Source organism: Rhizobium tibeticum, from assembly GCF_900110205.1.
In the GTDB taxonomy this organism is placed as follows: domain Bacteria; phylum Pseudomonadota; class Alphaproteobacteria; order Rhizobiales; family Rhizobiaceae; genus Rhizobium; species Rhizobium tibeticum.
Genome location: NZ_FOCV01000016.1, coordinates 26,407 through 51,205, shown reverse-complemented (window position 1 = coordinate 51,205; position 24,799 = coordinate 26,407). Strand labels below are relative to the sequence as shown.

The window sequence follows — 24,799 nt, the reverse complement described above, 5'->3', positions numbered from 1 at the left end:
CGCGAGCGTCAGCGTTGCCTGCCGACGCTTGCATACATGCCCGTGGTGCGGAATTCGGTCGGATTCGTGCCGTAGACCCGCCGGAACACCTTCGAGAAATAGTTGGCGTCCGTAAAGCCGGAGCGGATCGCCACCTCCTTGACCGGCATGTTGTCCGTCTTGGTCAGAAGCTTCACGGCGCGTTTCAGCCGCTTTTCCAACACGAACTCTGCCGGCGGCAGCCCTTCGTTGGCGGCAAACATCCGCGAAAAATGCGCTCGGCTGAGACCGGCGATCTTTGCCAGGTCCTCCACCGGCAGTGGGCGCTCAAGATTGCTCATAATGTAATCGATCACATGCTGCATCGTCCGGTACTCCTCACTGAAGACCGGATGAGACCCGAAGACGTCGTCATAAAGCGCCATGGCCGCTTCGTAGGCGATCGCGGAGGCAAGACCCGGCGTCTCCGCGCCGGTAATCAGTCGCAGGCTGCAATCGGCCAGATGCTCGATCGTCCTTGGTTGCAGCCTCAGCACCGGACCGGTCACGGCGAGGATCGAGCGGTGGATGCGCAGTGCTTCCTCGCCATTCATCGAGATCCAGAAGAATTCCCAGCGCTCGCCATCCTCGAGCCAGTAGCGGTGATTGTGCGGCACCAGAACCAGCAGCGTCTCGCCCTCCTTTACCCGAAGTTGGCGATTCTCATATCGCAAATTCCCTGCACCGCTGATCGTATGCTGCAGGACGGTAAAGGGCGTTTGCCCGCGCTTTCGGCCGTCCCAGTCATATGTGGAATTCTCGCGGATCTCGTAGCCAGTGCTGGTTGGCATAGTGTGTAGGCTCTGGCGGCCGCGCGGCAGCGAGACCGTCCGCATGACAGGACCCTTGTCAATCAAATTCTGCAGCACAATATTACCCATGAAAGCATAATCCTTCTCTGGCGGCGCCGCCGAATTTGCGCATAATCCGCCTCAAGAGAGAGAACACCGCCAGCACCGAGGAGCGGCGGGGAGGAGAATAAGCCGAGTTTTTGGCCTTTTTCGACGTCGTGCGCAAGCCCGCGTCGCATTCTTCTTCTCATCGTTCCACGCCGGCAATTTGATTGCATTGAGGCAAAGATCATGAGTTTCAAAATCGCTATCATCGGCGCGGGCAGCGTCGGCTTCACGAAAAAACTGTTCACTGACATCCTCTGCGTTCCGGAGTTTAGGGATGTGGAATTCGCTCTTACGGACATGAGCGAACACAATCTTCAAATGATCAAGCAGATCCTCGACACAATCGTCTCCTCCAACAAGCTGCCGACCAAGGTGACGGCGACAACCAACCGTCGCGAAGCCTTGACGGGTGCGCGCTACATCATCAGCTGCGTGCGCGTTGGCGGCCTGGAGGCCTATGCGGACGACATCCGCATTCCGCTCAAGTATGGTATCGACCAGTGCGTCGGCGATACGATCTGCGCCGGCGGCATTCTCTACGGCCAGCGCAACATTCCCGTCATCCTCGACTTCTGCAAGGATATCCGCGAGGTTGCCGAGCCGGGTGCCAAGTTCCTGAACTATGCCAACCCGATGGCGATGAACACCTGGGCTGCGATTGAATACGGCAAGGTCGACACGGTCGGTCTTTGCCACGGCGTCCAGCATGGGGCCGAACAGATCGCCGAAGTGCTTGGCGCAAAGTCGCCTTCCGAACTCGACTATATCTGCTCGGGCATCAACCACCAGACCTGGTTCGTCGATCTGCGTTTGAACGGCCGCAAGATCGGCAAGGACGAGCTCGTTGCAGCTTTCGAGGCCCATCCGATCTTCTCACAGCAGGAAAAGCTGCGCATCGACGTGCTGAAGCGCTTCGGGGTCTACTCGACTGAAAGCAACGGCCACTTGTCGGAATACCTGCCCTGGTACCGCAAGCGGCCGGATGAGATCACCAAGTGGATCGACATGTCGGACTGGATCCACGGCGAGACTGGCGGCTATCTGCGCCACTCCACCGAAACCCGCAACTGGTTCGAGACCGAGTTCCCGCAATTCCTGGAATCGGCATCCAAGCCGATCGATCCGGCCAAGCGTTCGAACGAGCATGCGAGCCATATCCTCGAGGCCCTGGAAACGGGGCGCGTCTACCGCGGCCACTTCAACCTCAAGAACAATGGGGTCATCACCAACCTGCCGTCGGATGCGATCATCGAGTCGCCCGGTTTTGTCGATCGCTTCGGCATCAACATGGTCTCCGGCATCACCATTCCGGAAGCCTGCGCTGCCACCTGCATTGCGTCGATCAACGTGCAGCGCATGTCGGTACATGCAGCCATCAGTGGTGATATCGACCTCCTGAAGCTTGCCGTGCTGCACGACCCGCTGGTCGGTGCTGTCGCAACACCGGAAGAAGTCTGGCAGATGGTCGACGAGATGGTCGTCGCCCAGGCGCGCTGGTTGCCGCAATACGCTGATGCCGTTCCCGCCGCCAAGGAGCGGCTGGCGAAATCGACCGTCAAGACCCGCGACTGGGCAGGTGCGGCTCGCCGCAGCGTCCGCTCGATCGACGAGCTGCGTGCCGAAAAGGCGGCGCTCAAGCAGGCTGTCTGAATTTCCCGGAGGACGGGTGGCGATGGGGCTCCGGGAGGGACCCCATCGCCGCAAAACCGTCGCCGGATCGTTTGAGGAGAACCGGGGCAGCCGCAAGCGCCTCGAAACAAAAAGGGAGAGACGATGAGAAATTACCGCAACCTTGGCATCCTTGCCGGACTGGCGCTGAGCGTCTCGGTCTCGGCTTTGAGCGCCTATGCTTCCGAGCCGACAGCACCGCCCGTTCCGCCGCAGTTTCCGGCGGAAGGCAAGATCAAATACGTCGCGAGAGATTCGATCGAAGAGTTCAAGGCGCTGCCTGAATATCACGAGCCAGACTGGGTGACGAAGAACTTTGTCGCTGCCGGCAAGCTGCCGCCCGTCAAGGATCGCCTGCCCAAGGAACCTCTTGTCTTCAAGACAGAGAACATGGTGGATGGTCCCGGCGTTTACGGTGATACTCTTCGGCATGTCATCGGCGGCCGGCCGGAAGGCTGGAACTATGGTGCTGGCCAGACACAGGGCTGGGGCGGCATCGATATCGGCCTCTCCGAATGCCTGACGCGCACCGCACCGCTCTTCCAGGTTCAGGCGAAGGACACCGAACCGCTTCCGAACCTCGCCAAGAGCTGGGATTGGTCGCAGGATGGCCACAAGCTGACCATGCACCTGATCGAAGGCGCGAAATGGTCGGATGGCGTGCCCTTCAACGCTGACGACATTATGTTCTACTGGGACGATGAGGTCATCGACCCGAATGTCTCGCCCCTCGGCGGCGGCGCATCGCCAGAAGCTTTCGGTGAGGGAACGACGCTGACGAAGATCGACGACTACACCGTCGAATGGACCTTCAAGGAAGCCTTCCCGAAGCAATATCTCTATACGATGTCCTATCCGAGCTTCTGCCCGGGTCCGGCGCATATCCTGAAGCCGCAGCATCCGAAGTATTCGAAGAACACCTACGACCAGTTCAAGAATGCCTTCCCTCCGGAATTCATGAACATGCCTGTCATGGGTGCCTGGGTGCCGGTCGAATACCGTCCGGATGACATCATCGTGCTGCGCCGTAATCCCTACTACTGGAAGGTCGACGAGAAGGGCAACCAACTGCCTTACCTCAACGAGCTGCACTACAAGCTGTCGACCTGGGCTGATCGAGACGTGCAGGCTGTTGCCGGTTCCGGCGACATTTCCAACCTGGAACAGCCGGAGAACTTCGTGGCGTCGCTGAAGCGCGCCGCTGAGAAGACCGCGCCGGCACGTCTTGCCTTCGGCCCGCGCCTGATCGGCTACAACATGCGCATGAACCTGTCCGGCAACGGCTGGGGCGATCCTGATGCGCGCGGTCAGGCGGTGCGCGAGCTGAACCGCAATGAAGACTTCCGCAAGGCGGTCACCATGGGTCTCGACCGCAAGGCGATCGGCGACTCTCTCGTCAAGGGTCCGTTCACGGCGATCTATCCCGGCGGCCTGTCTTCGGGCACGAGCTTCTACGATCGCAATTCCGTCGTTTATTACCCCTTCGATCTGAAGGGCGCCAAGGCGCTGCTTGCCAAGGCCGGCCTCAAGGATACGGACGGCGACGGCTTCTTAAACTTCCCCGCTGGAACAGAAGGCGGCAAGAATGTCGAGATCGTGCTTCTCGTCAACAACGCCTACGCAACGGACAAAAGCCTTGCAGAAGGCGTCATCGGACAGATGGAAAAACTTGGCCTGAAGGTCATCCTCAATGCATTGGATGGTCCAAAGCGTGACGATGCCCATTACGCCGGCCGTTTCGACTGGCTGATCCAGCGCAGTTCGCCGGAACTTGCCTCGGTCGTGCAGAACACCGAACAGCTTGCGCCCGTCGGTCCGCGTACGAGCTGGCAGCATCGCGCCGGCACCGACGGCAAAGTTGACCTGATGCCCTACGAAGAGAAGCTGGTGGGTATTATCACGAAGTTCCAGACCAGCCAGGACAACAACGAGCGCGTCGACCTGATGAAGCAGTATCAGAAGATCGCGACAGAGAATGTCGATACCATCGGCCTCACGGAATATCCGGGAGCGCTGATCATCAACAAGCGCTTCTCGAACGTGCCGGAAGGGACTCCGATCTTCATGTTCAATTGGGCCGAGGACTCCGTCATCCGCGAACGCCTGTGGGTGGCTGCCGACAAGCAGGGCAAGTACGAGCTATTCCCCGAACAGCTGCCCGGCAAGCCTGGTGAAAAAGGCCCGGTCAACTAAGCGTTCCCTCCCAACCGAGGACTCCGGTCGCGCGTGAAGCGCGGCCGGGCAACGTCAACAAGCCGGCCGCACCGACAGGCGCGACTGGCGGCAAGGAGAAGCGAACCGTCCGATGTTACGATTCCTGCTCGTGCGCATAGCCTCTGCGATACCCGTCCTCATCATTTTGAGCATCGTGACCTTCGCGATCATCCAGGCACCGCCCGGTGACTATGCCGACTACATCCGTTCGCAGTTGATCAATCAGAGTGGGGCCTCTTTTGCCCAGGCCGAGGAACAGGCTCAAGCGTATCGCGTCGAGCACGGCCTCGATCAGCCGATGGTCGTCCAGTATTTCAACTGGATCAAGGGTATCGTGACACAAGGCGATTTCGGCTACAGCATGTTCTATAACAAGCCGGTTGCCGATGTCGTAAGCGAACGCCTGCCGCGCACTCTAGCGCTTGCCCTGGTTTGCCACATCTTCGCATCCGTGCTTGGCATCGGTTTTGGTATCTGGGCGGCAACCCGGCAATATTCCTGGATCGACAGCCTGCTTTCGGGCGTCTCCTTCCTCGGCATGACGGTGCCGCGCTTCCTGATGGCGCTGATCATCGTCTACCTGCTCGTGTTCCAGTTCAACGTCTCGGAGATCGGCAGCTTCTTCTCGCCGCAATATGGCGGAGCGCCGTGGTCCTGGGCAAAATTCGTCGATCTCGTCAGCCATGTGTGGCCAGTCGTCGCCATCGCCACCTTCGGCGGGCTCGCCTACAACATGCGCGTCATGCGCGGCAATCTGCTCGATACGCTGAATGCGCAATATGTTGAGACGGCCCGCGCCAAAGGTCTGTCCGGCGCCGCGGTCGTCATGCGTCATGCGGTGCCGAACGCGCTCCATCCACTCGTCATGTACCAGGGCGTCGTCCTTCCCTACATGCTGACCGGGGAGATCGAGACCGCGATCATCTTCTCGCTTCCAACCGTCGGACCGGCGATCGTGGGCTCCATGGCGATCGGCGACGTCTACGTGACGGCCACCTTCATGATGGTGCTCTCTGCCACACTGATCGTCGGCAACATCATCGCCGACATGCTGCTTGCCATGCTGGACCCACGTGTCCGCCAGTACGGAGGAGCCTGATATGCTCGCCTTCGATTCCGCTCCCCCGCCGCCACATGAAGAAGCCGTCAACAATGCGCCGCTCGGCAATGAGAGCTACCTGGCGCTCGTCTGGCGGCGGTTAAGACGCTCCTGGACGGGAGTGATGGGCCTCGTCCTCGTTGGCTTGTTGCTCGTCATGGCGATCTTTGCCGATTTCTTTGCGCCCATGGACCCGAAGGCCACCGATGTTGGCTTCGCGCCGCCGCAGGTCATGAGCTTCCATGACAGGGACGGCAATCTCACCTATCCGCCGCGTGTCTATGCGCTCGGTGAATCCGAAGAGCTCGATCCCGTCACCTTCCAGCCAATCGTCGGCCCTGACTACGACAATCCGCGCCTCCTCGGCTTTTTCGTGAAGGGTGCGGAATACAGGCTCTTTGGCCTCATCCCGGCGAGCCGGCACTTCTTCGGTTCGGTGGACGGCCAGCCGGTGCACTTTCTCGGAACCGACAAGTTCGGCCGTGACGTCCTCTCACGCGCCATCATCGGTTCGCGGATTTCACTGACGATCGCACTCACCGTCGTCTTCATCGTGACGATGATCGGCACGACGGTCGGCATGGTATCAGGCTATTTCGGCGGCACCTTCGACACCTGGGTTCAGCGCTTCGTCGAAGTGGTGCTCGCCTTCCCGCAGTTGCCTCTTTATCTCGCCCTGACCTCATTGATCCCAGTGACGGCGCCGACCAATGTCTTCCTCGGCTTCGTGATCATCGTCATGTCGGCGCTCGGCTGGGCACAGATGTCGCGCGAAGTGCGCGGCAAGACGCTGGCGCTTGCCCGCATTGATTATGTGCGCGCCGCCATGGCGGTTGGCGCCACAGACCGGCGCATCATCTTCCAGCACATCTTCCCGAACGTGATGAGCCACGTCATCGTCGCTGTCACGCTGCATATCCCAAGCGTCGTGCTCTTGGAATCCTTCCTCGGCTTCCTCGGTTTTGCCGTGAAGCCGCCGCTGATTTCCTGGGGCCTGATGCTGCAGGACACCGCGAATTACTCGGTGATCGGCACCTATCCCTGGATTCTGGCGCCGGTCGGTTTCGTCTTGATCACCGTCTTTGCCTTCAATGCGCTGGGCGATGGTCTGCGCGACGCAGTCGATCCTTATTGAGGTGAAGAACATGGCCCTTGCACTCGTCAACTCCTTCGCCCCGCCGGTTCGCCTCGATCACGAGGGGCGCACGGAAAGCCCGATCATCGACGCCCGCAACATCGCCGTGAATTTCAAGGTCGAGCATGGCACGGTCGAAGCCGTGAAGGATATCTCCTTTCAGCTTTATCGTGGCGAAACGATTGCGATCGTCGGCGAATCCGGTTCCGGTAAATCCGTGACGGCCCGCACCGTCATGGGGCTGTTATCCAAGCGGGCGGTGGTCGCGCAGAAATCGACCGTCGAATATGACGGCGCCAATATCCTTCAGTTCTCCGAGCGGCAACGGCGCAAGCTTCGCGGTGACCGTATCTCGATGATTTTTCAGGAGCCAATGAGCTCGTTGAACCCGATCTACACGATCGGCAGCCAGATCGTCGAGGCAATCCGCGTTCATCGCAGGATGAGCAAGACGCAGGCGCAAGCCCGCGCCTTGGAACTGCTGAAGCACGTTCAGATCCCGGATCCGGAAGCACGGCTTATGCAATATCCGCATCAGCTTTCGGGCGGTCAGCGTCAGCGCGTGATGATCGCCATGGCGCTTGCCAACGACCCGGACGTGCTCATTGCCGACGAACCGACCACGGCGCTCGATGTTACTGTGCAGGCACAGATCCTCAACCTCATCCGCAACCTCCAGCAAGAGCTGCGCATGGCGGTGATCCTGATCACCCACGACCTGACGGTGGTGCGGCAGTTCTCCGACTATGTCTACGTGATGCAGGACGGCGAGATGCGCGAGCACAACACCACGGAAAAGCTCTTTGCCAATCCTCAGCATGCCTATACCAAGCACCTCCTCGGCTCCGAGCCTCGCGGCCAGGCCAATCCGCTACCGGAAGGATCGGATGTCATCCTGGAGGCGAGGGACGTACGCGTCTCCTTCATGATGCGCCACGGCAGCTTCTTCAAACCACAGTTGAAGGAACTCGTTGCCGTCGATAGCCTGAACCTCACGCTTCGTCGCCATGAGACGCTGGGTCTGGTCGGTGAATCCGGTTCCGGCAAGACCACGTTCGGCCAGGCACTGCTCAGGCTGAACGATCCGGATGGCGGCGAAATCTTCTTCGACAAGCTGCCGATCCATGGCAAGTCGCGTTCGGAAATGCGACCGCTACGCTCGCGCATGCAGGTCGTCTTTCAGGATCCGTTTTCCTCGCTCAATCCGCGCATGACGATCGGACAGATCATCGAAGAAGGGCTCGTCGTCAACAAGCTCGGTGCGACCAAGGCCGAACGGCTCGACCGCGTCCGCGAGGCGCTGATTGCGGCGGGCATGCCCGGCAATATCCTGTCTCGCTTTCCGCATGAATTCTCGGGCGGCCAGCGCCAGCGCATTGCCATTGCCCGCGCCATCGCGCTCGAGCCGGAGTTCATCCTGCTCGACGAGCCGACCTCGGCGCTCGATCTGTCGGTCCAGGCGCAGATCATCGACCTGCTGCGCAGGCTGCAGGACGAACGAGGCCTCAGCTACCTCTTCATTTCGCACGATCTCAAGGTCGTGCGTGCCCTCTGCCACCGCGTGATTGTCATGCAGCATGGCAAAATCATGGAAGAGGGACCCGTCAACGAAGTTCTCACCAATCCCAAGACCGCCTACACGGAACGGCTCGTCAAAGCCGCTTTCGAGGTCGCCTGATTGCACATGCCGGAGGTTATAATGGCAAGAAATCCCAAGATCACGTTCATTGGAGCTGGCTCCACAGTCTTCATGAAGAACATCATCGGCGACGTGCTGCAGCGCCCGGCGCTGTCGGGTGCGACCATCGCGCTGATGGACATCAATCCGCAGCGGCTTGAAGAAAGCGCCATCGTCGTCAACAAGCTGATCTCGACACTTGGGGCAAAGGCGAAGGCCGAGACCTATTCGGACCAGCGCAAGGCGCTTGCCGGTGCCGACTTCGTGGTCGTCGCCTTCCAGATCGGCGGTTACGAACCCTGCACCGTTACCGATTTCGAGATCCCGAAGAAGTATGGCTTGCGCCAGACGATCGCCGACACGCTCGGCGTCGGCGGCATCATGCGCGGCCTTCGCACAGTGCCGCATCTGTGGAAGATCTGCGAGGACATGCTTGCCGTCTGCCCTGAGGCGATCATGCTGCAATATGTCAACCCGATGGCGATCAACACATGGGCGATTGCGGAGAAGTATCCTGATATCAAGCAGGTCGGCCTTTGCCACTCGGTGCAGGGCACCGCGATGGAACTGGCACATGACCTCGACATTCCCTACGACGATATCCGTTATCGTTCCGCCGGCATCAACCACATGGCCTTCTACCTGAAGTTCGAGCATCGCCAGCCGGACGGTTCCTACAAGGATCTTTATCCAGATCTGGTGCGCGCCTACCGCGAGGGCCGCGCGCCGAAGCCCGGCTGGAACCCGCGCTGCCCGAACAAGGTGCGCTACGAGATGCTGACGCGGCTTGGCTATTTTGTCACGGAGAGCTCGGAGCATTTTGCCGAGTACACGCCATACTTCATCAAGGATGGCCGCGAGGATCTGATCGAGAAGTTCGGCATTCCGCTCGATGAATATCCAAAGCGCTGCATCGAACAGATCGAGCGCTGGAAGGGGCAGGCGGAAGCCTATCGTTCGGCCGACAAGATCGAGGTCAAGCAGTCGAAAGAATATGCCTCCTCGATCATCAACTCGGTCTGGACCGGCGAACCCTCGGTGATCTATGGCAACGTCCGCAACAATGGCTGCATCACCTCGCTGCCCTACAACTGCGCCGCCGAAGTACCGTGCCTGGTCGACGCGTCAGGCATCCAGCCAACCTTTATCGGCGACCTGCCGCCGCAGCTGACGGCGCTGATGCGTACCAACATCAACGTCCAGGAACTGACGGTCCAGGCGCTGATGACCGAGAACCGCGAGCACATATACCATGCCGCAATGATGGACCCGCACACCGCAGCCGAACTCGACCTTGACCAGATCTGGTCCATGGTGGACGATCTGCTGGCCGCCCACGGCGACTGGTTGCCGGCATGGGCCCGCACCGGCAAAAAGGTTCAGGCCGCCTGACCATCTCTCTCCCGGTCACGGCCCCAAGAGGTCCCGCGGCAACCGCCGCGGGACTTTTGACGTCCGGGCGTCCCAGCTTCTTCGCCGCGCAATTGATTAAATCAATATCTCTGATATAGAACGAGATCACGCATTCTTAATCTCTGCCGATCGGAGCCCCATGAGCCGCAATTTTCTTGTCGTCGACCCCGAAGCAGGCATGCCTATTCTCAAGGGTCTCGCCTCCCCGGCACGGGTGGCGGTGCTGATGCTTTTGCACGAGAAGGGCGCGCTCAACGTCAATGAAATCGCTGATATCCTTGATCTGCCACAGTCCAGCGTCTCGACCAACGTGCAGATGCTGGAAGAGGCGGGGCTGATCCAAACGGAAACCCTGAAGGCGCGCAAGGGCAATCAGAAGGTGTGCCGCAGCGTTTACGATGAAATCCTCGTCGTCTTCAAGAATGAAATCAAGGAAACCGAACCGGACGCGATCGAGGTGTCGATGCCGCTCGGGCTTTATACGAGCTTCGAGGTAACGGCACCTTGCGGGCTCTGTTCAGCCGATGGCATCATTGGGCTGCTCGATGTCCCCAATACCTTCCTTGATCCGGACCGCATGAAGGCTGGGCTCATCTGGTTCACGCGGGGCTATGTCGAGTATCAGTTTCCCAACAATGCGCGACTGACGAATACCAGCATTCGCGAGATCGAATTCGTCATGGAGTTGAGCTCCGAAGTTCCTGGCACCAGTGCCGACTGGCCCTCCGATATCACGCTTTCGGTCAATGGCGCTGAGATTGGAACTTGGACATCTCCTGGCGATTTTGGCGACAAACGCGGGGTCTTCACCCCCGATTGGTGGAAGCTGAAGGGCTCGCAATACGGCAAGCTGAAGAATTTTCGCATCAATGACGACGGCGCTTTCGTCGACGGTTTGCGCATCTCCAACACGACGCTGAACGATCTCAGGTTATCGCAACATCACTCGATCCGGCTGCGCATCGGCGTCCACGACGACGCCAAACATCCGGGCGGCATCAACATCTTTGGCCGTGGCTTTGGCAACTACGATCAGGACATCCTGATGCGCCTCAAGACCCGGTGAGTCCATCCGATTTTGTAAATTTTACGCTTGACCATGCCTTAGGCTTCCGCTTTATTCATCTCAAATTGTGATACACATCACAAAAGACGATACGATGGAGGATAGCATGAAGGCCGCGGTCACAGCGCACAGCAAATACACGATCTCTGACATCGATCCGCGCCTTTACGGCTCGTTCATCGAGCACCTCGGCCGCGCCGTCTACACCGGCATCTATGAGCCTGACCACGCGACGGCTGACGAAAACGGCATGCGCAAGGACGTCATCGAGCTCGTCAAGGAGCTGAACGTCCCGATCGTACGCTATCCCGGCGGCAACTTCGTCTCCGCCTACAATTGGGAAGACGGCATCGGCCCAAAGGAGAGCCGCCCGACGCGCCTCGATCTTGCCTGGCATACCTCCGAAAGCAACCAGGTCGGCATCCATGAATTCGCCGATTGGTGCGCCTCGGCTAAGACCGAGATGATGCTTGCCGTCAACCTCGGCTCGCGTGGCCTTGATGAGGCGCGTAACTTCCTCGAATATGTCAATCATTCCGGCGGCAGCGAATGGAGCGACAAGCGCATCGCCAACGGCCGTACCGAGCCCTGGGATGTCAAGCTATGGTGCCTTGGCAACGAGATGGACGGACCCTGGCAAATCGGCCACAAGACGGCCGACGAATATGGCCGGCTGGCGCACGAAACCGCCAAGGCCATGCGTGCCTTCGACAGCTCACTCGAACTCGTCGTCTGCGGCTCGTCCAATGCTCACATGCCGACCTATCCGGAATGGGAAGCGACCGTCCTCGATCATACGTACAACGAGGTTGATTACATCTCGCTCCACATGTATTTCGAAAACCGCGCCAAGAACACGGCCAACTATCTTGCCCGCAGCATCGAACTCGACAATTACATCGGGACGGTCGCGGGTGTGATCGACTACATCAAGGCGAAGAAGCGCTCCTCCAAGAATGTCTACATCTCCTTCGACGAGTGGAATGTCTGGTATCACTCCAAGGAGCGCGACAAGGCGACGCTCGCCGGCGCGAACGGCTGGCCGCATGCGCCGGCACTGCTGGAAGACGACTACAATTTCGAGGATGTTCTGCAGGTGGGCTGCATCCTCAATACCTTCATCAATCGTGCCGATGTCGTGAAGATCGCCTGCCTGGCGCAGCTCATCAACGTGATTGCGCCGATCATGACGGTCCCGGGCGGTCCGGCGTGGCGCCAGACGATATTCTATCCCTACTATTTCGCCTCCGTCTACGGACGCGGCACAGCGTTGAAGCTGATGGTCGACAGCCCGACCTACAAGGTCGACGACCTCGGTGACGTTCCCTACCTTGATGTCTCAGCCGTGCATGACGCGAAGAAGGACACGGTCACCTTCTTCATCGTCAACCGCCATGGCTCCGAAACACTCGATCTCGACGCAAGCCTGCTCGAATTCGGCGCCTTGCGGGTCATCGACGATCAGGTCGTCGCTCATAGTGATCTTGACATCACCAACACCGCCGACACGCCCGACAATGTGGTGGCCAAGGCGGTTACGGGAACGAGTGTCGTGGATGGCAAGCTCAGCGCAAGGATCGCGCCGCTCTCCTACCGTATGATCCGGCTTCAGGCCTGATTCAAATCCGTATCTTTGATACATATCAAAAGATATGTTGACAATCCAATTGTATGATTTAACGTCAGCGCACCGGTTTTGACGTGCCACTGGGAGGAAGAGATGGAAGCGAACGCTTCTGTTTTGGCACTATCACTGACTGAGGGCAGTCCGTTTCTCAAAGCGGGCGCATTCTCGGCGGAAACATGCCAGCCACGTTTTCGTATCGGATTTTCGGGTTCTGACTGCACAGGAGCAGTCGGATGACCGCCAATATCGAAATTCAGAATGTGAGCAAGCGATACGGCTCGATGACCGTCCTTGATGGCTTGTCGCTGTCGATCAAGGCGAATGAGTTCATGGTCTTCCTCGGTCCATCCGGCTGCGGAAAGTCGACGCTATTGCGCATGATCGCAGGGCTGGAAAGCGTCGACGAGGGCACGATCTCGATCAATGGCGAGCGCATCGATACCCTGCCCCCTGGGCAGCGCGACATTGCCATGGTCTTCCAGTCCTACGCGCTCTATCCGCACATGACGGTGGCCGACAACATGGCCTTCGGACTACGCAACATCAACGTGTCCAGCGATGTGATCTCGGCACGCATCGCGGAAGCCGCCCGCATGCTGGAGATCAGCCACTTGCTCGAGCGCAAGCCGGGTCAGCTGTCCGGCGGTCAGCGCCAACGCGTTGCCATCGGCCGCGCCATCGTCAAGGAACCGAAAGCGTTTCTCTTCGACGAACCGCTGTCGAACCTCGATGCGGCGTTGCGCGTTCGTACCCGCGTCGAGCTGGCGCAGCTGCGCAATCGCGTCAGATCGACAATGATTTTCGTGACGCATGATCAGATCGAGGCGATGACGCTCGCCGACCGCATTGTCGTCATGAACAATCGCAAGATCGAGCAGATCGGCACGCCGATGGAGATCTATTCGCGTCCGGCAAGCCGTTTCGTCGCCACCTTCGTCGGATCCCCGACGATGAACTTCCTGTCCGCAGACCTGTCGGAAGACAACGGCTTCGTGCGCGCCAAGCTGGCTGATGGTACCGAACTGCAGACAGCAATCCGTGCCAATCGGGTGAAGGCGGGCGAACATACGCTCGGCATCCGCGCCGAGGCCGTCAAGCTTGCAAACGGCGTTGCCGCGACGACGACAGGCAAGGTGGATGTACTCGAACGCCTTGGCGACCGCACGCTTCTCTATAGCCGTCTCAAGGATGGCAGCGTCATCGTTGCCGAGGATATCGGCAACAGCCGCGTCGCGATCGGCGACGAGGTGGCACTGACGCTCGACGGGACGCGCACGCATCTCTTCGACGATGCCGGTCACGCCTGGCACAACGAGGAGGCAGGTCATGGCTGAGGCGGCACTTTCCTCCGCCCGGCCTGTCGCCGGCATCGCCGCCCGGCAGAAGGTGCAGAATATCAATGCGCCGCTCTGGCGCAACGCTCTCTTCGTCGCGCCCTACCTCTTCTTTTTCGTGACCCTGCTTGTCGTGCCGCTGTTCTGGGGCATCTGGCTCAGCCTCCACAAGGCGGACGCCTTCGGTATCGGCCGCTTCGTCGGGATTGACAACTATGCCAGGCTCTTCAGGGACAAGATCTTCATCCAGGCCGTCGGCAATACCTTCTACTTCGTGCTTTTGACGGTCCCGACGCTCGCTATCATCGGCCTGCTTCTGGCGCTTGCCCTGAACCGCAAGACGAAGGTGGCAGCGGCACTGCGCGCCGTCTACTTCTCGTCCTCCGTCCTGTCAGTGACGATCGTTACGCTGATATGGCGCATCGTCTTCATCGGCAATTTCGGCCTGCTTGCCACCATCTATGGCTGGTTCGGCCTGCCGGCCCCCGCCTTCCTCTCCAATCCGAACCTTGCGATGATCGGCATCGCGGTTGCGACCGTCTGGTGGTGCATCGGCCTGCCGATGATGCTGTTCCTGTCGGCACTGCAGCAGGTGCCGGCCGAAATCTATGAAGCCGCTGCCCTCGACAATGCCAGCCGCTGGCGCACGCTGTGGTACATCACGCTGCCATCGATCCGGCGTACCTTCGTGCTCGTCCTCATCATTCAGGTCGTGCTGCAATTCCAACTGTTCGGCCAGGCGAAGCTGATGACACTCGGCGGCCCAAACAACGTATCAAAGCCGATCGTGCTCTACATCTACGAAGCCGCCTTCACCAAGTGGGATCTCGGCCTTGGTGCCGCCGCCTCCGAAATCCTCTTCATACTGATCCTGATTGCTGCGATGGCGCAGTACTTCATTTCGCGCCGCAAAGGAGAGGAAGGATGAGTGCTGTTTCCGGTGGCAGCATGGTCGGTCGCTCGACCGGCGATCGCGTGATCCTCATCCTGGCAGTCGTCTGCGCACTAATCATGATGGCGCCGGTGCTCTGGGTGATTGCCCTCTCGCTCAAGGACAACAAGGAACTGATGGCGGACATGAATTCCGTCTTCCGTGCGCCTTACACGATCAACAACTACATCAACATCCTGGCGACTTCGTCGGTATTCCGCTGGATCTTGAACAGTGTCATCGTCGCCGGCGGCTTGACGATATTCACGCTGATCCTGTCCTCGCTTGCCGGCTACGGCTTCGCGCGTTTGAACTTTCCGTTCCGCAACACGCTTTTCATCATCGTGTTGCTCGGCCTTGCGATCCCCGAGCAGGCGGTCCTCATCGCTCGCCACCAGATCTTCAGCTGGCTGAAGTTCCACAACACCTATCACGGTCTGATCCTCCCGGGATTGTCGGCACCCTTCGGCGTGTTCTTAATGACGCAGTACTTCCGCGCCATCCCCAAGGAACTCGACGAGGCGGCCCTGCTGGACAATGCCAGCCGCTTCAAGATCTTCTGGAAAGTGCTCCTACCATTGACGGTTCCCGCCCAGGCAACGCTTGGCATCTTCACGTTCCTCGGCGCCTGGAACGATTACTTCTGGCCGCTGATCTCCGGCACCAAGAAGGAAATGTATACGCTGACGATCGGGATCGCCTCATCGCAGACCAACTTTGCACAGTCGGAAGGTCTCGGCTTCCTGATGTCGCAGGCGGTCTTTGCCGGTGCCCCGGTCCTCATTCTCTACCTGTTCTTCCAGAAATACATCGTGACGGCAGTGTCCGGCGCCGCCGTGCGCTGACGCTGACCTTGCGATGACGTTGCAACCGGCTCCCGGGGAGGGGGCTTAGCCAAGGGTCGAAGACCCAAATGAGGAGGAGATGGAAATGACGCATACCTTGAGAAAATACATGCTGGCGGCGGCCTCGGTGATTGCCCTTGCCGGCACAAGCCCGGCTTATGCTGCCACCGAACTGACCGTGCAGCGCTTCTTTGGCGCCTGCGATGCAGATTTCGGCACCAATACCGACGTCAGCAAGGCCGTCGGCGAATGCGGCATCATCACCTCGCTCATCAACAAGTTCAACGCGGACAATCCGGATGTGCATGTGACGGTGACGACCGTCGAATGGTCGGGCTACGATCAGCTGACGGCACAGTTCGCCGCCGGCGACCCGCCTGACATTGTCACCATCCACCAGTCGGTGCTCACCGATTATCAGTCCAAGGGTCTGCTGATGCCACTCGACGACGTGCTGAAGTCTGTCGGTGTCGCCGCCACCGACTTTACCGACGCCAGCTTGAACGGCGTCACCAAGGACGGAAAGATCTACGGCCTGCCGATCGACAGCTGGACCATGCTGTACCACATCAACATGGACCTCTTCAAAAAGGCCGATCTGGTCAATGCCGACGGCACGCCGAAGCTGCCGACCAGCGTCGATGAGCTCTTGGCGCAGGCAAAGCAGTTCAAGGAAAAGACAGGCAAGCCTTACTTCGTCCAGAACCTGGCAAATGAAGTCGCGCTTTATACCCGCAATCTCTATACGTATCTGTTCCAGCAGGATTCGACCTTCTTTGCCGACCCGAAGCAGGTCAAGATCAATACGCCCGAGGCCAAAAAGGTCCTCGAGATGTACAAGGCGATCTACGACAATGGCTACACCACCAAGGATCTGGACTATGCGGCCGGCATCAACGCCTTTCTCGCTGGCGAGGGCGGCGTTCACCTGAACGGCACCTGGGTTATCGGTGATTACACGGCATCGTCCGAAAAGTCCGGTACCGCGCTCAACGCCGGCGGCTATGCCGTCTATCCCTATCCGCAGCTCTTCCCGGGCAAGAAGGCGCAATACGCCGACGGCCACAGCTGGGCCGTCTCGCAAAAGGACCGATCCGAGGATGAGACCGCTGCCATCGGGAAGTTCTTGAAGTTTTTCCATGACAACGATTTCGACTGGTCGCGCACTGGCCATTTGCCCGCGGTCAAGGCGGTGTTGGATTCTGATCAGTTCAAGGCCCTGCCGCATCGCGACACGATTTCAGCGATCGCCACGCTCGGCACGCCGCTTCCGTCCACCGTCCAGCGCCAGTTTGCGATCCAGGACATTATTGGCCAGGAAATGAGTGCGGCGGTCACCGGTCAGAAGGAGATCGATGCAGCCCTTGCCGACATGGAACAGCGCATCAACGAGCTGCTCGCCAACATCTGAGGCTCATACTCTCTCCCGAGCCTGAGAGCAGATGCCCGCCGCCGGTCTCGCGGCGGGCATTTTCGGTTACGTGGCTGGCGTTGAAAACATTGACCGTCTCAGCGCCGTCGTTTGGCTCCATCGAAGAAGAGCAGCAGGAAAAGTCCTGAAAGGCCCGCCCCGGCACCGATGATGGCCGTTCCGGAATAGCCGCTGAGGCCGGTGCCGATCGCAAAGAGAAGCGCGCTCAGCCCCGCGCTCAGGAAAATGTTGACGGATATCAGCGCACTGCCGAGACCCGGCCGCTCGACAATCAGATCCTGCAGATAGGTGATTGGGATGCTGATGAGGGCCGCGGCGCCGATTCCGCTGATCAGGGTCAACGCATAGACATGCCACGGCGCCGAGGCAAAACCGAGCAACACGAGGTACACAACGTAGATGATCGTGCCGATCGCCAGGGCCGTGACGTGGTTCATGATCCGTTGGGCGCGCGCCCAGACGACGATAAAGACGACTTCGAGAAGGGCGACGATGCCGACCACGATCCCGACATCGCCGACGGCGGCGTGCGCGGATCCAGTCACGATCAGCGGCAAGATGGCACCGTTCACGTGAAGAGTACTGCTGATCAGCGACACTCCAATGACGCGGATGAAGACGCGCGGCGAGATGACTTCTGCAAGCGCGGCGAGATAGGAAAGATGGCGCGTTGCCGCCTTGTCGGTGCCGCTTTGGCGCGGCAGGAATGCCGCGATCAGGCCAAGACACACCATGCAGGCGAGGGTGGCAAAGAGATAGGCCGGCAGCATGCTTGTCGAGCGCGCCAGGAGGACACCGACAAACCCGGGCACGAGCACCCAGGAAAGCGAGATCATCGCCCTCACGCCTGAGTTGACCGTGGCAACGTCACCGCGTGCCATGCCGTTGGTGGTCGCGCGCACATTGGCGAAGAGCAAGGAATTCAGCGCGTTATAGATCGGCAGCAGCAACAGCGCGCTGACGATGAACGTTGCCTGCGCGGGAAAGAGATAGACCGCGCCGTAACCGAAGATGCCGAAAACGGCGACCGTCAGCATCAGCAGGCGATACTCGCCAAGTCGGTCGGCAAGATTGCCAAGCAGGATGCTGACGGTGACGTTGACGGCTGCAGCTGCAAAGATCAGCGCCGAGTACAGGTTATTGCTCAAACCCAGTTCGCGCATGCCAATGACGGATTGATATGGCGAGGTCGCCGCCCCGGAAAAGCCAAAGGCGAAGATTGAAAGCATGCTCACCCGGATTGTCGGGTTGCGGAATATATCGGGCAGGAAACGGGTCATGATTGGGATCAGGGTGGCAAACACCCGGTGGTGCGGATGAAGGGCGCCTTAGAGGTTCGGCGCAACGCCGAAACCTGCCAGGACAACGAATCAGTCTTGCCAGCGTGCAGAAAGGCGCGCCCGCGGTGCGTAGTCAAAGTCGCGATCGAACGGGAAGGCCGGTCGGGCGCGTCGCCGGCTCACCAGGCCTTCGATGTCCTGGTTGACGACGCCCTGCGTCAAAGCCATCAGGTTCGGATTGGCAATTGGCGCCAGCTCCGGAGAAAGATAGCCGGATTTCACCACCAGCATGCGCACCGATTTCGGATCGAGCCCGAGGCGCGTAAAATCGGTGATATTGTGATAGGGGCGCCGTCGCGCTGCGAGCACGACCGTAATGCCTGCGGTCCTCACCACCGCCTGACGCTCGGCGCCAGCGCCAGGGTCGTCGAGGAAGACGACATCGGCTTCAATGTGGACAGGCGAACTCGATGGGTCGAGCGTTGCACCGATGTCCAGCCCGATCCTTGCGCCCTTGCCGACGGCAAAGCATGCCTCGACGGCCGGCCGGTCGGCAATACCGGCAAGCAGCGCTCCGTCAAATCTACGGGCCAGCAATGCCTTAAGGACATCAGCCCGATCCCCGACGCCGCCACCGGTCGGATTGTCGGCCGAATCGGCAAGCACCACGGGCGCCGTCGACGCGTTCTCGGCAATGTCGAGCATGGCGTCGAGCGTACCGGTAACCGGACCAAGGGCGAAGTCGGCGCGCGCATTCCAGTAGGAAAGCGCGATCTCTTCTGCAGCTTGCGCTGCCGCCCGCTTGTCGGTGGCTGTGACGACGGCGCAGGCAGTCGCCCGAGGCTCGTCCGCCCACACATAGCCAATCATCAGATTGGCATCGAGGATGCCGTCACGCTGATCGACGTCGGGCAGCGTCCTGTAGAGGCGCCTTGCAGGCTCGTCCTCGGTCGATGTTCGCTCCCCCGGCCAGAGAACGGGCACTGGCGCCCAGGCTACACCCGGCCGCCTGCCTGTCCTCAAGGCGTCGACCAGCATCGACCAGGCACGCACCATTGTTTCCCGAACATCGATATGCGGAGCGGTGCGATAGGCCGCGAATATGTCGAGTTGGTCGACGATCTTCTGGCTGACATTGCCGTGCAGATCGTAGCTCGCTGCGATCATGCAGTCCGGACCGACCACGGAGCGGGCGGCCGCAATCCAGTCTCCCTCCGCGTCGTCCATTCCCTCGACATTGATGGCGCCATGCATGGCAAGGTAGAGGCCGTCGACTGGCAAGGCACGTTGCAGCCGACCGAGAAACTCCGCCTTGAATGCCTCGTAGGCGAACCGTGACACCGGGCCACCGGGCACGGCGCGTGCGTGCAGAAGCGGAAGATGCTCTATCTCTTGCTCATTGAGAAAGCTGAAATAGTCCGCGCCAAGGAGGTCCTCTCCGCGAAGGACGCGGAAATCGTCGATTGTCATTAGCACCGGGGAATAGGTGCTGCATTCCGTGTGAATTCCGCCGACCGCGATCCGCATCGCCGACCTCAAAGTTTCGGGCTCAGGGCCACGATTGCGGCGAAGCGATGCCAGTCCTTCATCGCCCGCGGCGTCCATGCGGCTTCCGCAATCGCCGGAAGACGAGGGAAAACCAGCCGGTTGAAATAGCCGCGCGACAGGAAGTGCTCCGACCAGATGCAGGCCTGGACACCCTTCATCCTGTCCTTCAGCTCCTCGGGAAAGTCGCCCTCCGCCTCATAGGCATAGGTGTGTGCCGGCGGCACGGTTCCGGCCCAGCTTGCGCCCGGCTCCTGAAACGCTTCCGCTTGGCCCATATCGAGGTAATAGGCCTGGCCGGGGGTCATGACGACGTCGTAGCCTTCCTTGGCAAGATCGATGCCAACCTTCGGGTTCTCCCACGCCATTAGCAGCGTGTCCCTGGCGGCAACACCTCCGCCATGCGCCACCTCGTTCCAGCCTGCCAGCTTGCGGCCGCGCGCCGTCAGCATCTCCTTGACGCGCTTCAGGAAATAGGACTGCAACGCGAACGTGCCCGAAATTTTCTCCTTCTCCATCAGTGTCTTGGCAAGCGGAGAGGCAAGCCACGAGCCGTTCGCCACCTCATCGCCGCCGATGTGGAGGTAGGAAGAGGGGAATAGCTCGACCATCTCGTCGAATACTTTCTCGAGGAATTCGTAGGTCAGTGGCACCGCCGGATTGAGAGCGTTGTTCGGATATCCTTGCACCGAATGGTAGCTCTCCGGCGCCTCCTGGCCGTCTGTCAGATCAGGCAGCGCCGTCAAGGTCGCCGTGCTGTGGCCTGGAATGTCGATCTCGGGGATAATCTCGACACTCAATGTCGCCGCGTGAGCGACGATGTCACGCACATCGTCCTGAGAATAAAAGCCGCCAACCGGTTCGGCACTATTGCCGAGTTGCGGCAGGAGTGGCTCATCTGGACCGCGCAGGACGCCTTTCGCCGTCAATTCCGGATAGGCCTTGATCTCAAGGCGCCATGCCTCGTCGTCGGTCAGATGCCAATGGAAGATGTTGAGCTTCAACCAGGCGAGGATGTCGATCAGCCGCTTGATATCGGCTGTCGGATAGAACTGCCGCGAAACGTCGAGATGGCAGCCCCGCCAGCCATATCGGGGCCTGTCCGAAATCGTCCCGGAAACCGGGAAGCAAAACATCTGCGGCTGACTGCGGGCGCCGTGCAGCAGCTGCGCAAGCGACGTCAGTCCATATTGACGCCCGGCCGCATCAGCAAAGGACAATGTGATCTGCGAGGGAAAGAAAGCGAGCTTGTAGCCTTCCGGGGCGATCGTCGCGTCCACCAAGAACTGCAGGGCCTGGCCCTGCGGCGAGGCGACGAGATTGAAGGGCGTGTGATCACTTTCGAAGAGGCGCCGGCAGAGCGAAAGGACAGTCGAGAAGGCACGCAGGTCGTCTCCCGATGATCCTTCCGCCGGATAGAGAACAACCGGAAAGCTATCGCCTGGTTTGGCATCGATCTCTGCCGGGAAGGGCTGCAGCGAGAATGGAAGTTCGAGCCTGCCTTCCGGCAGAAGCACCGGCGGCGGTTCGTTGACACGGCCTTCGAGAAGCAGATCGGAAACAGCAATCGTCACATGCTTCCCATCCGCCAACGTCACATAGGCTGACTTTGCGCCATCCGTGCAGTGGCGAGCGGGCCTGTGAAGGCCGCTGACGGTGAAGGTCCAGCTCTTGCCGGGTTCGAGGGAAAAGCCTTTTGGCGGAGCAAATTCATGGAAATTGGCATTGCGGCGCAGAAACGTTGCGTTCTCGCAGGCCTTCGGGTCGATGACGCGTGTCAGCGCCGTATAGACCAGCGTAAAGCCGGTAAGCGCGACGTCGGAAAGGTTGAAAAGGGAAAAGGTAAAGCGGCCGTTCTGGCCGCCTAGAGGATGCCACGAGTTCTCCAGGCGATAAGGCGCCTCAGTCATATCTGTTCCTCTCTTGGTGTGGCTTTCAATAGTGCTCGGACTGCGAAAATGTGCGCGCAAGTTCCGCCTGACCGGCGGTCAGACCACAATCCACCGGCAGGCAGACGCCGGTGATGGCCGCGGCCTGCGGTCCGGCGAGAAATGCGACGGCATTTGCAACATCCGCGGGGTCGACGACGCGCTGCAGCGGATACCAGCGGCGAGCTTCCTCGAAGACGTTCGGGTTGGCGGCAGCGCGCGCCTCCCATGCCTGCGTGCGCACCGTGCCGGGGGCAACAGCATTCGAACGAATACCGAACTTGCCATATTCCACCGCGACCAGTTTGGTGAGATGAAGCAGTCCCGCTTTTGCAGCGCTATAGGCCGGGTGGCCGAAGACGTTCATGCCGTTGACGGATGCGATGTTGACGACAGAGCCTTTCGACGCTGCGAGCAGATCCTCGACGGCCCGGAAGCACAGGAAGGCAGCCTCGAGATTGAGCGCATTGTCCATGCGCCAGATTTCCGGGGTCGTATCGTGCAGGCTGACGGCACGCGCAGCGCCGGCATTGTTGACCAGCGTCCTCACGGAACCGAGCGAGGCGGCCCGCTTTGCCATCTCGGCGACGTTTGTTTCGTTGGTTACATCGCAGCCGTAGGCAACAAAGCGATCGGCGGAGCCCAGCGTGCGTGCGGCCGTCTCGGCGGCGGCAACGTCGATGTCGACCAAAAGGATGACGTCGTGATCCTGTGCAAGGCGCTCAGCAATGGTGCGCCCTATATCGCCCGCAGCACCGGTCACGATCGCTACCGTCTGTGTCATTCTGCGTCCCCTTTTGGCATGGAAATCTCTAGTCCCCGAGCAATTGCCGGTCATCGCCATCGCGGTGGGCGACGAGCTGTTGTTTGATGCGGCGCAGGGCCACTGCCGCCTTTGGCTGGATCGCGTAGGCAACGAGGCTGGCGAGAATATCGATGGCCGCCAGATAGGCGATGCGCGTCGAAGTCGGCCGGAAGATATTGTTTCCTTCCTGCAGATCGATGGGCACGACGATCTTTGCCACTTGCGCGACCGGGCTATTGCTCTGGGTAAGCGCGATCGTCGTCACGCTGGACTCGCGTGCAAGGGTGAAGGCGCGCACGAGCTCGGCGTTGCGCCCGGTAAAGGAGGAGCCAATCAGTACGTCGGTCGGCTTGGCGGCGGCGGCCATCATCAACTGCATGCCGTGATCGGAACTTGCCGTCACATGCAGGCCGAAGCGAAACAGTCGGTTCTGCAATTCGTTGGCAATCATTGACGAATTGCCGCCGGAGCCGAAGGCATAAATCATATCGGCGCGCGAAAGCCGCTCGGCCGCAAGCTCGATTGCTGCAAGGTCAAGGGAGCGATGAAGCAGGAAAAGCGCGTTCTGCGCCTTGGTGATGATATCCTGCGCGACATCCCCCGGATTGGTGCTTTTCGGCTCCGGTTTTAGGTAGCGCATCCCGACATAGGCTGTCCTGGCGAGCTGCACCTTGAAATCGGAAAAGCTCTCGCAACCGAGCCGGCGGCAGAAGCGCGTGACCGTCGGCGGTGATACATCTGCCTTTTCGGCAAGCTCGATGATCGAGGCGTTCACCGCAAACTCGAAGTCGTTGAGAAGGATATCGGCGATACGGTTTTCCGAGGGCGAAAGCCGGGCCTTCTCTTCCTGCAGTGTCGAGAAAATGTCCATCCCAGCCCCCGTCGTTTGCGCTATCGATCCTTCGGCTTAAACGCGACGCAGTCGATCTCAACCTTGCAGTCGACCATCATCGACGATTGAACGCAGGCCCGCGCCGGCGGGTGTTCGCCGAAATACTGCTGATAGATACTATTGAATGTCCAGAAATCGCGTGGATCATCGAGCCACACACCGCAACGAACCACGTGCTCGACGCCGTAGCCGGCCTCTTTGAGAATAGCCAGCACGTTCTCGATCGTCTTATGCGTCTGCGCGACGATATTTCCATCGATGATTTCGCCATTTTCCATGGCGACCTGACCCGAGACATAAAGCCAGCCGTCGGCCTCCACGGCGCGCGCAAAGGGCAGGGGCTTGCCGCCGGCACCCGTTTGAACCGTGCCATAACGCTTGATGGACATCGATCGATCCTTGCAAATTATTTTCGTATTAAGTTGACAAGTGACCATAGAAAGCAGAATTTGACCAGTGAAAAACACCAATTATGAAAAGAATTTCAATCCGGGGAGATAATGCGCAATCCTTTCAAAAACCCCTTTCCCGCCTCCGACGTGGCCCGGCATTCGATCTGGGAGATGCTGGTTCCCCGCGACATCGATGCATTCCTCGCCGCCGACTGGTCGATGGTCAAGCATGATTTCGTCGAAGACGGCTTCATCGGCATAGACGGGCGCAAGCAGGCAAGCCCCGACAACTGGCGTCTGGCATTTCCGACGCTATCGGCCTATCGCGACGAGTGGCTGCGCCAGGCAAAGGACTTTGCAACGCAATCTTTCGCTGAAGATGCCCGCACCGCCATCTTCACGACCACGACGCTTGAAGACATCGAGGTTGAGGGCGACATGGCGCTCGTGCGCAAGAAGTTCGACGGCGGGCTCACCAAAGCCGACGGGACGCGTGATGTCATGCAGTGGCAAACGCTATATTATTGCCGCCTGCATGAAGGCCGCTGGAAGATATGCGGCTTTACCGGCTACCTGCCGAACCCGATGGGCTGATCAA

Annotated in this window: 20 protein-coding genes; 13 read left to right on the top strand and 7 right to left on the bottom strand. The window is 59.7% G+C overall.

Going from position 1 to position 24,799, the window contains the following annotated elements:
- Nucleotides 1-8: 8 nt before the first annotated feature.
- Nucleotides 9-899 carry an AraC family transcriptional regulator gene (locus BSG20_RS18290; protein WP_072377620.1) on the bottom strand — a complete coding sequence of 297 codons (891 nt, stop codon included), beginning with the start codon at nt 897-899 and terminating at the stop codon, nt 9-11.
- A gap of 201 nt (nt 900-1,100) precedes the next feature.
- On the opposite strand from BSG20_RS18290, the gene melA (BSG20_RS18285) reads away from it, so the two are divergent.
- The 12 genes from melA (BSG20_RS18285) (at nt 1,101) to BSG20_RS18230 (ending at nt 17,338) form a co-directional block, all read left to right on the top strand.
- The gene (gene melA, locus BSG20_RS18285) at nt 1,101-2,567 is read left to right on the top strand and encodes an alpha-glucosidase/alpha-galactosidase (RefSeq protein ID WP_072377618.1); all 1,467 of its coding nucleotides are present in this window, start codon (nt 1,101-1,103) and stop codon (nt 2,565-2,567) included.
- Nucleotides 2,568-2,690: 123 nt separating this feature from the next.
- On the top strand, nt 2,691-4,778 hold the full coding sequence (locus tag BSG20_RS18280; protein ID WP_072377616.1) for an ABC transporter substrate-binding protein: 2,088 nt from the start codon (nt 2,691-2,693) through the stop codon (nt 4,776-4,778).
- A gap of 112 nt (nt 4,779-4,890) precedes the next feature.
- On the top strand, nt 4,891-5,898 hold the full coding sequence (locus tag BSG20_RS18275) for an ABC transporter permease (RefSeq protein ID WP_072377614.1): 1,008 nt from the start codon (nt 4,891-4,893) through the stop codon (nt 5,896-5,898).
- A 1-nt stretch (nt 5,899) separates the two neighbouring features.
- Complete coding sequence (locus BSG20_RS18270) at nt 5,900-7,033, top strand: ABC transporter permease (protein ID WP_072377612.1); 1,134 nt, start codon at nt 5,900-5,902, stop codon at nt 7,031-7,033.
- 10 nt (nt 7,034-7,043) lie between these two features.
- Nucleotides 7,044-8,711, top strand: a complete 1,668-nt coding sequence (locus BSG20_RS18265; RefSeq protein WP_072377791.1) for an ABC transporter ATP-binding protein — start codon at nt 7,044-7,046, stop codon at nt 8,709-8,711.
- Between the two features lie 21 nt (nt 8,712-8,732).
- On the top strand, nt 8,733-10,103 hold the full coding sequence (gene melA / locus BSG20_RS18260) for an alpha-glucosidase/alpha-galactosidase (RefSeq protein ID WP_072377610.1): 1,371 nt from the start codon (nt 8,733-8,735) through the stop codon (nt 10,101-10,103).
- Nucleotides 10,104-10,263: 160 nt separating this feature from the next.
- Nucleotides 10,264-11,190 (top strand): ArsR/SmtB family transcription factor, encoded by a 927-nt coding sequence (locus BSG20_RS18255; protein ID WP_072377608.1) that lies wholly within the window; start codon nt 10,264-10,266, stop codon nt 11,188-11,190.
- Nucleotides 11,191-11,296: 106 nt separating this feature from the next.
- Nucleotides 11,297-12,808: an arabinosylfuranosidase ArfA gene (gene arfA, locus BSG20_RS18250; protein ID WP_072377606.1), complete on the top strand. Its 1,512-nt coding sequence runs from the start codon at nt 11,297-11,299 to the stop codon at nt 12,806-12,808.
- 242 nt (nt 12,809-13,050) lie between these two features.
- Entirely contained in the window at nt 13,051-14,151 is a 1,101-nt protein-coding gene (locus BSG20_RS18245) for an ABC transporter ATP-binding protein (RefSeq protein ID WP_072377604.1), read from the top strand.
- Nucleotides 14,144-15,079 carry a carbohydrate ABC transporter permease gene (locus tag BSG20_RS18240; RefSeq protein ID WP_072377602.1) on the top strand — a complete coding sequence of 312 codons (936 nt, stop codon included), beginning with the start codon at nt 14,144-14,146 and terminating at the stop codon, nt 15,077-15,079. Before BSG20_RS18245 ends, BSG20_RS18240 begins: the two co-directional genes overlap by 8 nt.
- Nucleotides 15,076-15,927 (top strand): carbohydrate ABC transporter permease, encoded by an 852-nt coding sequence (locus BSG20_RS18235; protein WP_072377600.1) that lies wholly within the window; start codon nt 15,076-15,078, stop codon nt 15,925-15,927. The genes BSG20_RS18240 and BSG20_RS18235 overlap by 4 nt, the downstream gene beginning before the upstream one ends.
- A gap of 85 nt (nt 15,928-16,012) precedes the next feature.
- Entirely contained in the window at nt 16,013-17,338 is a 1,326-nt protein-coding gene (locus tag BSG20_RS18230; RefSeq protein ID WP_072377789.1) for an ABC transporter substrate-binding protein, read from the top strand.
- Between the two features lie 98 nt (nt 17,339-17,436).
- On the opposite strand, the gene BSG20_RS18225 is transcribed toward BSG20_RS18230, so the two are convergent.
- The 6 genes from BSG20_RS18225 to BSG20_RS18200 form a co-directional block, all read right to left on the bottom strand.
- On the bottom strand, nt 17,437-18,639 hold the full coding sequence (locus BSG20_RS18225) for an MFS transporter (RefSeq protein WP_072377787.1): 1,203 nt from the start codon (nt 18,637-18,639) through the stop codon (nt 17,437-17,439).
- A 90-nt stretch (nt 18,640-18,729) separates the two neighbouring features.
- Nucleotides 18,730-20,166, bottom strand: a complete 1,437-nt coding sequence (locus BSG20_RS18220) for a M81 family metallopeptidase (RefSeq protein WP_072377598.1) — start codon at nt 20,164-20,166, stop codon at nt 18,730-18,732.
- An 8-nt stretch (nt 20,167-20,174) separates the two neighbouring features.
- Nucleotides 20,175-22,094 (bottom strand): beta-N-acetylhexosaminidase, encoded by a 1,920-nt coding sequence (locus BSG20_RS18215; protein WP_072377596.1) that lies wholly within the window; start codon nt 22,092-22,094, stop codon nt 20,175-20,177.
- Nucleotides 22,095-22,119: 25 nt separating this feature from the next.
- Nucleotides 22,120-22,896 (bottom strand): SDR family oxidoreductase, encoded by a 777-nt coding sequence (locus BSG20_RS18210; protein ID WP_072377594.1) that lies wholly within the window; start codon nt 22,894-22,896, stop codon nt 22,120-22,122.
- A gap of 28 nt (nt 22,897-22,924) precedes the next feature.
- Nucleotides 22,925-23,788: a MurR/RpiR family transcriptional regulator gene (locus BSG20_RS18205; RefSeq protein WP_072377592.1), complete on the bottom strand. Its 864-nt coding sequence runs from the start codon at nt 23,786-23,788 to the stop codon at nt 22,925-22,927.
- A gap of 20 nt (nt 23,789-23,808) precedes the next feature.
- Nucleotides 23,809-24,198, bottom strand: a complete 390-nt coding sequence (locus BSG20_RS18200; protein WP_072377590.1) for a RidA family protein — start codon at nt 24,196-24,198, stop codon at nt 23,809-23,811.
- Nucleotides 24,199-24,309: 111 nt separating this feature from the next.
- On the opposite strand from BSG20_RS18200, the gene BSG20_RS18195 reads away from it, so the two are divergent.
- Nucleotides 24,310-24,795, top strand: a complete 486-nt coding sequence (locus BSG20_RS18195; protein ID WP_072377589.1) for a hypothetical protein — start codon at nt 24,310-24,312, stop codon at nt 24,793-24,795.
- Nucleotides 24,796-24,799 lie beyond the last annotated feature (4 nt).

Excerpts from the sequence above, each read along its gene's own strand:
- BSG20_RS18275 (WP_072377614.1), top strand. The coding sequence starts at position 4,891 with ATGTTACGATTCCTGCTCGTGCGCATAGCCTCTGCGATACCCGTCCTC.
- BSG20_RS18235 (WP_072377600.1), top strand. The coding sequence starts at position 15,076 with ATGAGTGCTGTTTCCGGTGGCAGCATGGTCGGTCGCTCGACCGGCGAT.
- BSG20_RS18280 (WP_072377616.1), top strand. The coding sequence starts at position 2,691 with ATGAGAAATTACCGCAACCTTGGCATCCTTGCCGGACTGGCGCTGAGC.
- melA (WP_072377610.1), top strand. The coding sequence starts at position 8,733 with ATGGCAAGAAATCCCAAGATCACGTTCATTGGAGCTGGCTCCACAGTC.
- BSG20_RS18210 (WP_072377594.1), bottom strand. The coding sequence starts at position 22,896 with ATGACACAGACGGTAGCGATCGTGACCGGTGCTGCGGGCGATATAGGG.
- BSG20_RS18255 (WP_072377608.1), top strand. The coding sequence starts at position 10,264 with ATGAGCCGCAATTTTCTTGTCGTCGACCCCGAAGCAGGCATGCCTATT.
- BSG20_RS18215 (WP_072377596.1), bottom strand. The coding sequence starts at position 22,094 with ATGACTGAGGCGCCTTATCGCCTGGAGAACTCGTGGCATCCTCTAGGC.
- BSG20_RS18200 (WP_072377590.1), bottom strand. The coding sequence starts at position 24,198 with ATGTCCATCAAGCGTTATGGCACGGTTCAAACGGGTGCCGGCGGCAAG.
- BSG20_RS18230 (WP_072377789.1), top strand. The coding sequence starts at position 16,013 with ATGACGCATACCTTGAGAAAATACATGCTGGCGGCGGCCTCGGTGATT.
- BSG20_RS18290 (WP_072377620.1), bottom strand. The coding sequence starts at position 899 with ATGGGTAATATTGTGCTGCAGAATTTGATTGACAAGGGTCCTGTCATG.
- BSG20_RS18265 (WP_072377791.1), top strand. The coding sequence starts at position 7,044 with ATGGCCCTTGCACTCGTCAACTCCTTCGCCCCGCCGGTTCGCCTCGAT.
- BSG20_RS18205 (WP_072377592.1), bottom strand. The coding sequence starts at position 23,788 with ATGGACATTTTCTCGACACTGCAGGAAGAGAAGGCCCGGCTTTCGCCC.
- BSG20_RS18225 (WP_072377787.1), bottom strand. The coding sequence starts at position 18,639 with ATGACCCGTTTCCTGCCCGATATATTCCGCAACCCGACAATCCGGGTG.
- melA (WP_072377618.1), top strand. The coding sequence starts at position 1,101 with ATGAGTTTCAAAATCGCTATCATCGGCGCGGGCAGCGTCGGCTTCACG.
- BSG20_RS18240 (WP_072377602.1), top strand. The coding sequence starts at position 14,144 with ATGGCTGAGGCGGCACTTTCCTCCGCCCGGCCTGTCGCCGGCATCGCC.
- BSG20_RS18270 (WP_072377612.1), top strand. The coding sequence starts at position 5,900 with ATGCTCGCCTTCGATTCCGCTCCCCCGCCGCCACATGAAGAAGCCGTC.
- BSG20_RS18195 (WP_072377589.1), top strand. The coding sequence starts at position 24,310 with ATGCGCAATCCTTTCAAAAACCCCTTTCCCGCCTCCGACGTGGCCCGG.
- BSG20_RS18245 (WP_072377604.1), top strand. The coding sequence starts at position 13,051 with ATGACCGCCAATATCGAAATTCAGAATGTGAGCAAGCGATACGGCTCG.
- arfA (WP_072377606.1), top strand. The coding sequence starts at position 11,297 with ATGAAGGCCGCGGTCACAGCGCACAGCAAATACACGATCTCTGACATC.
- BSG20_RS18220 (WP_072377598.1), bottom strand. The coding sequence starts at position 20,166 with ATGCGGATCGCGGTCGGCGGAATTCACACGGAATGCAGCACCTATTCC.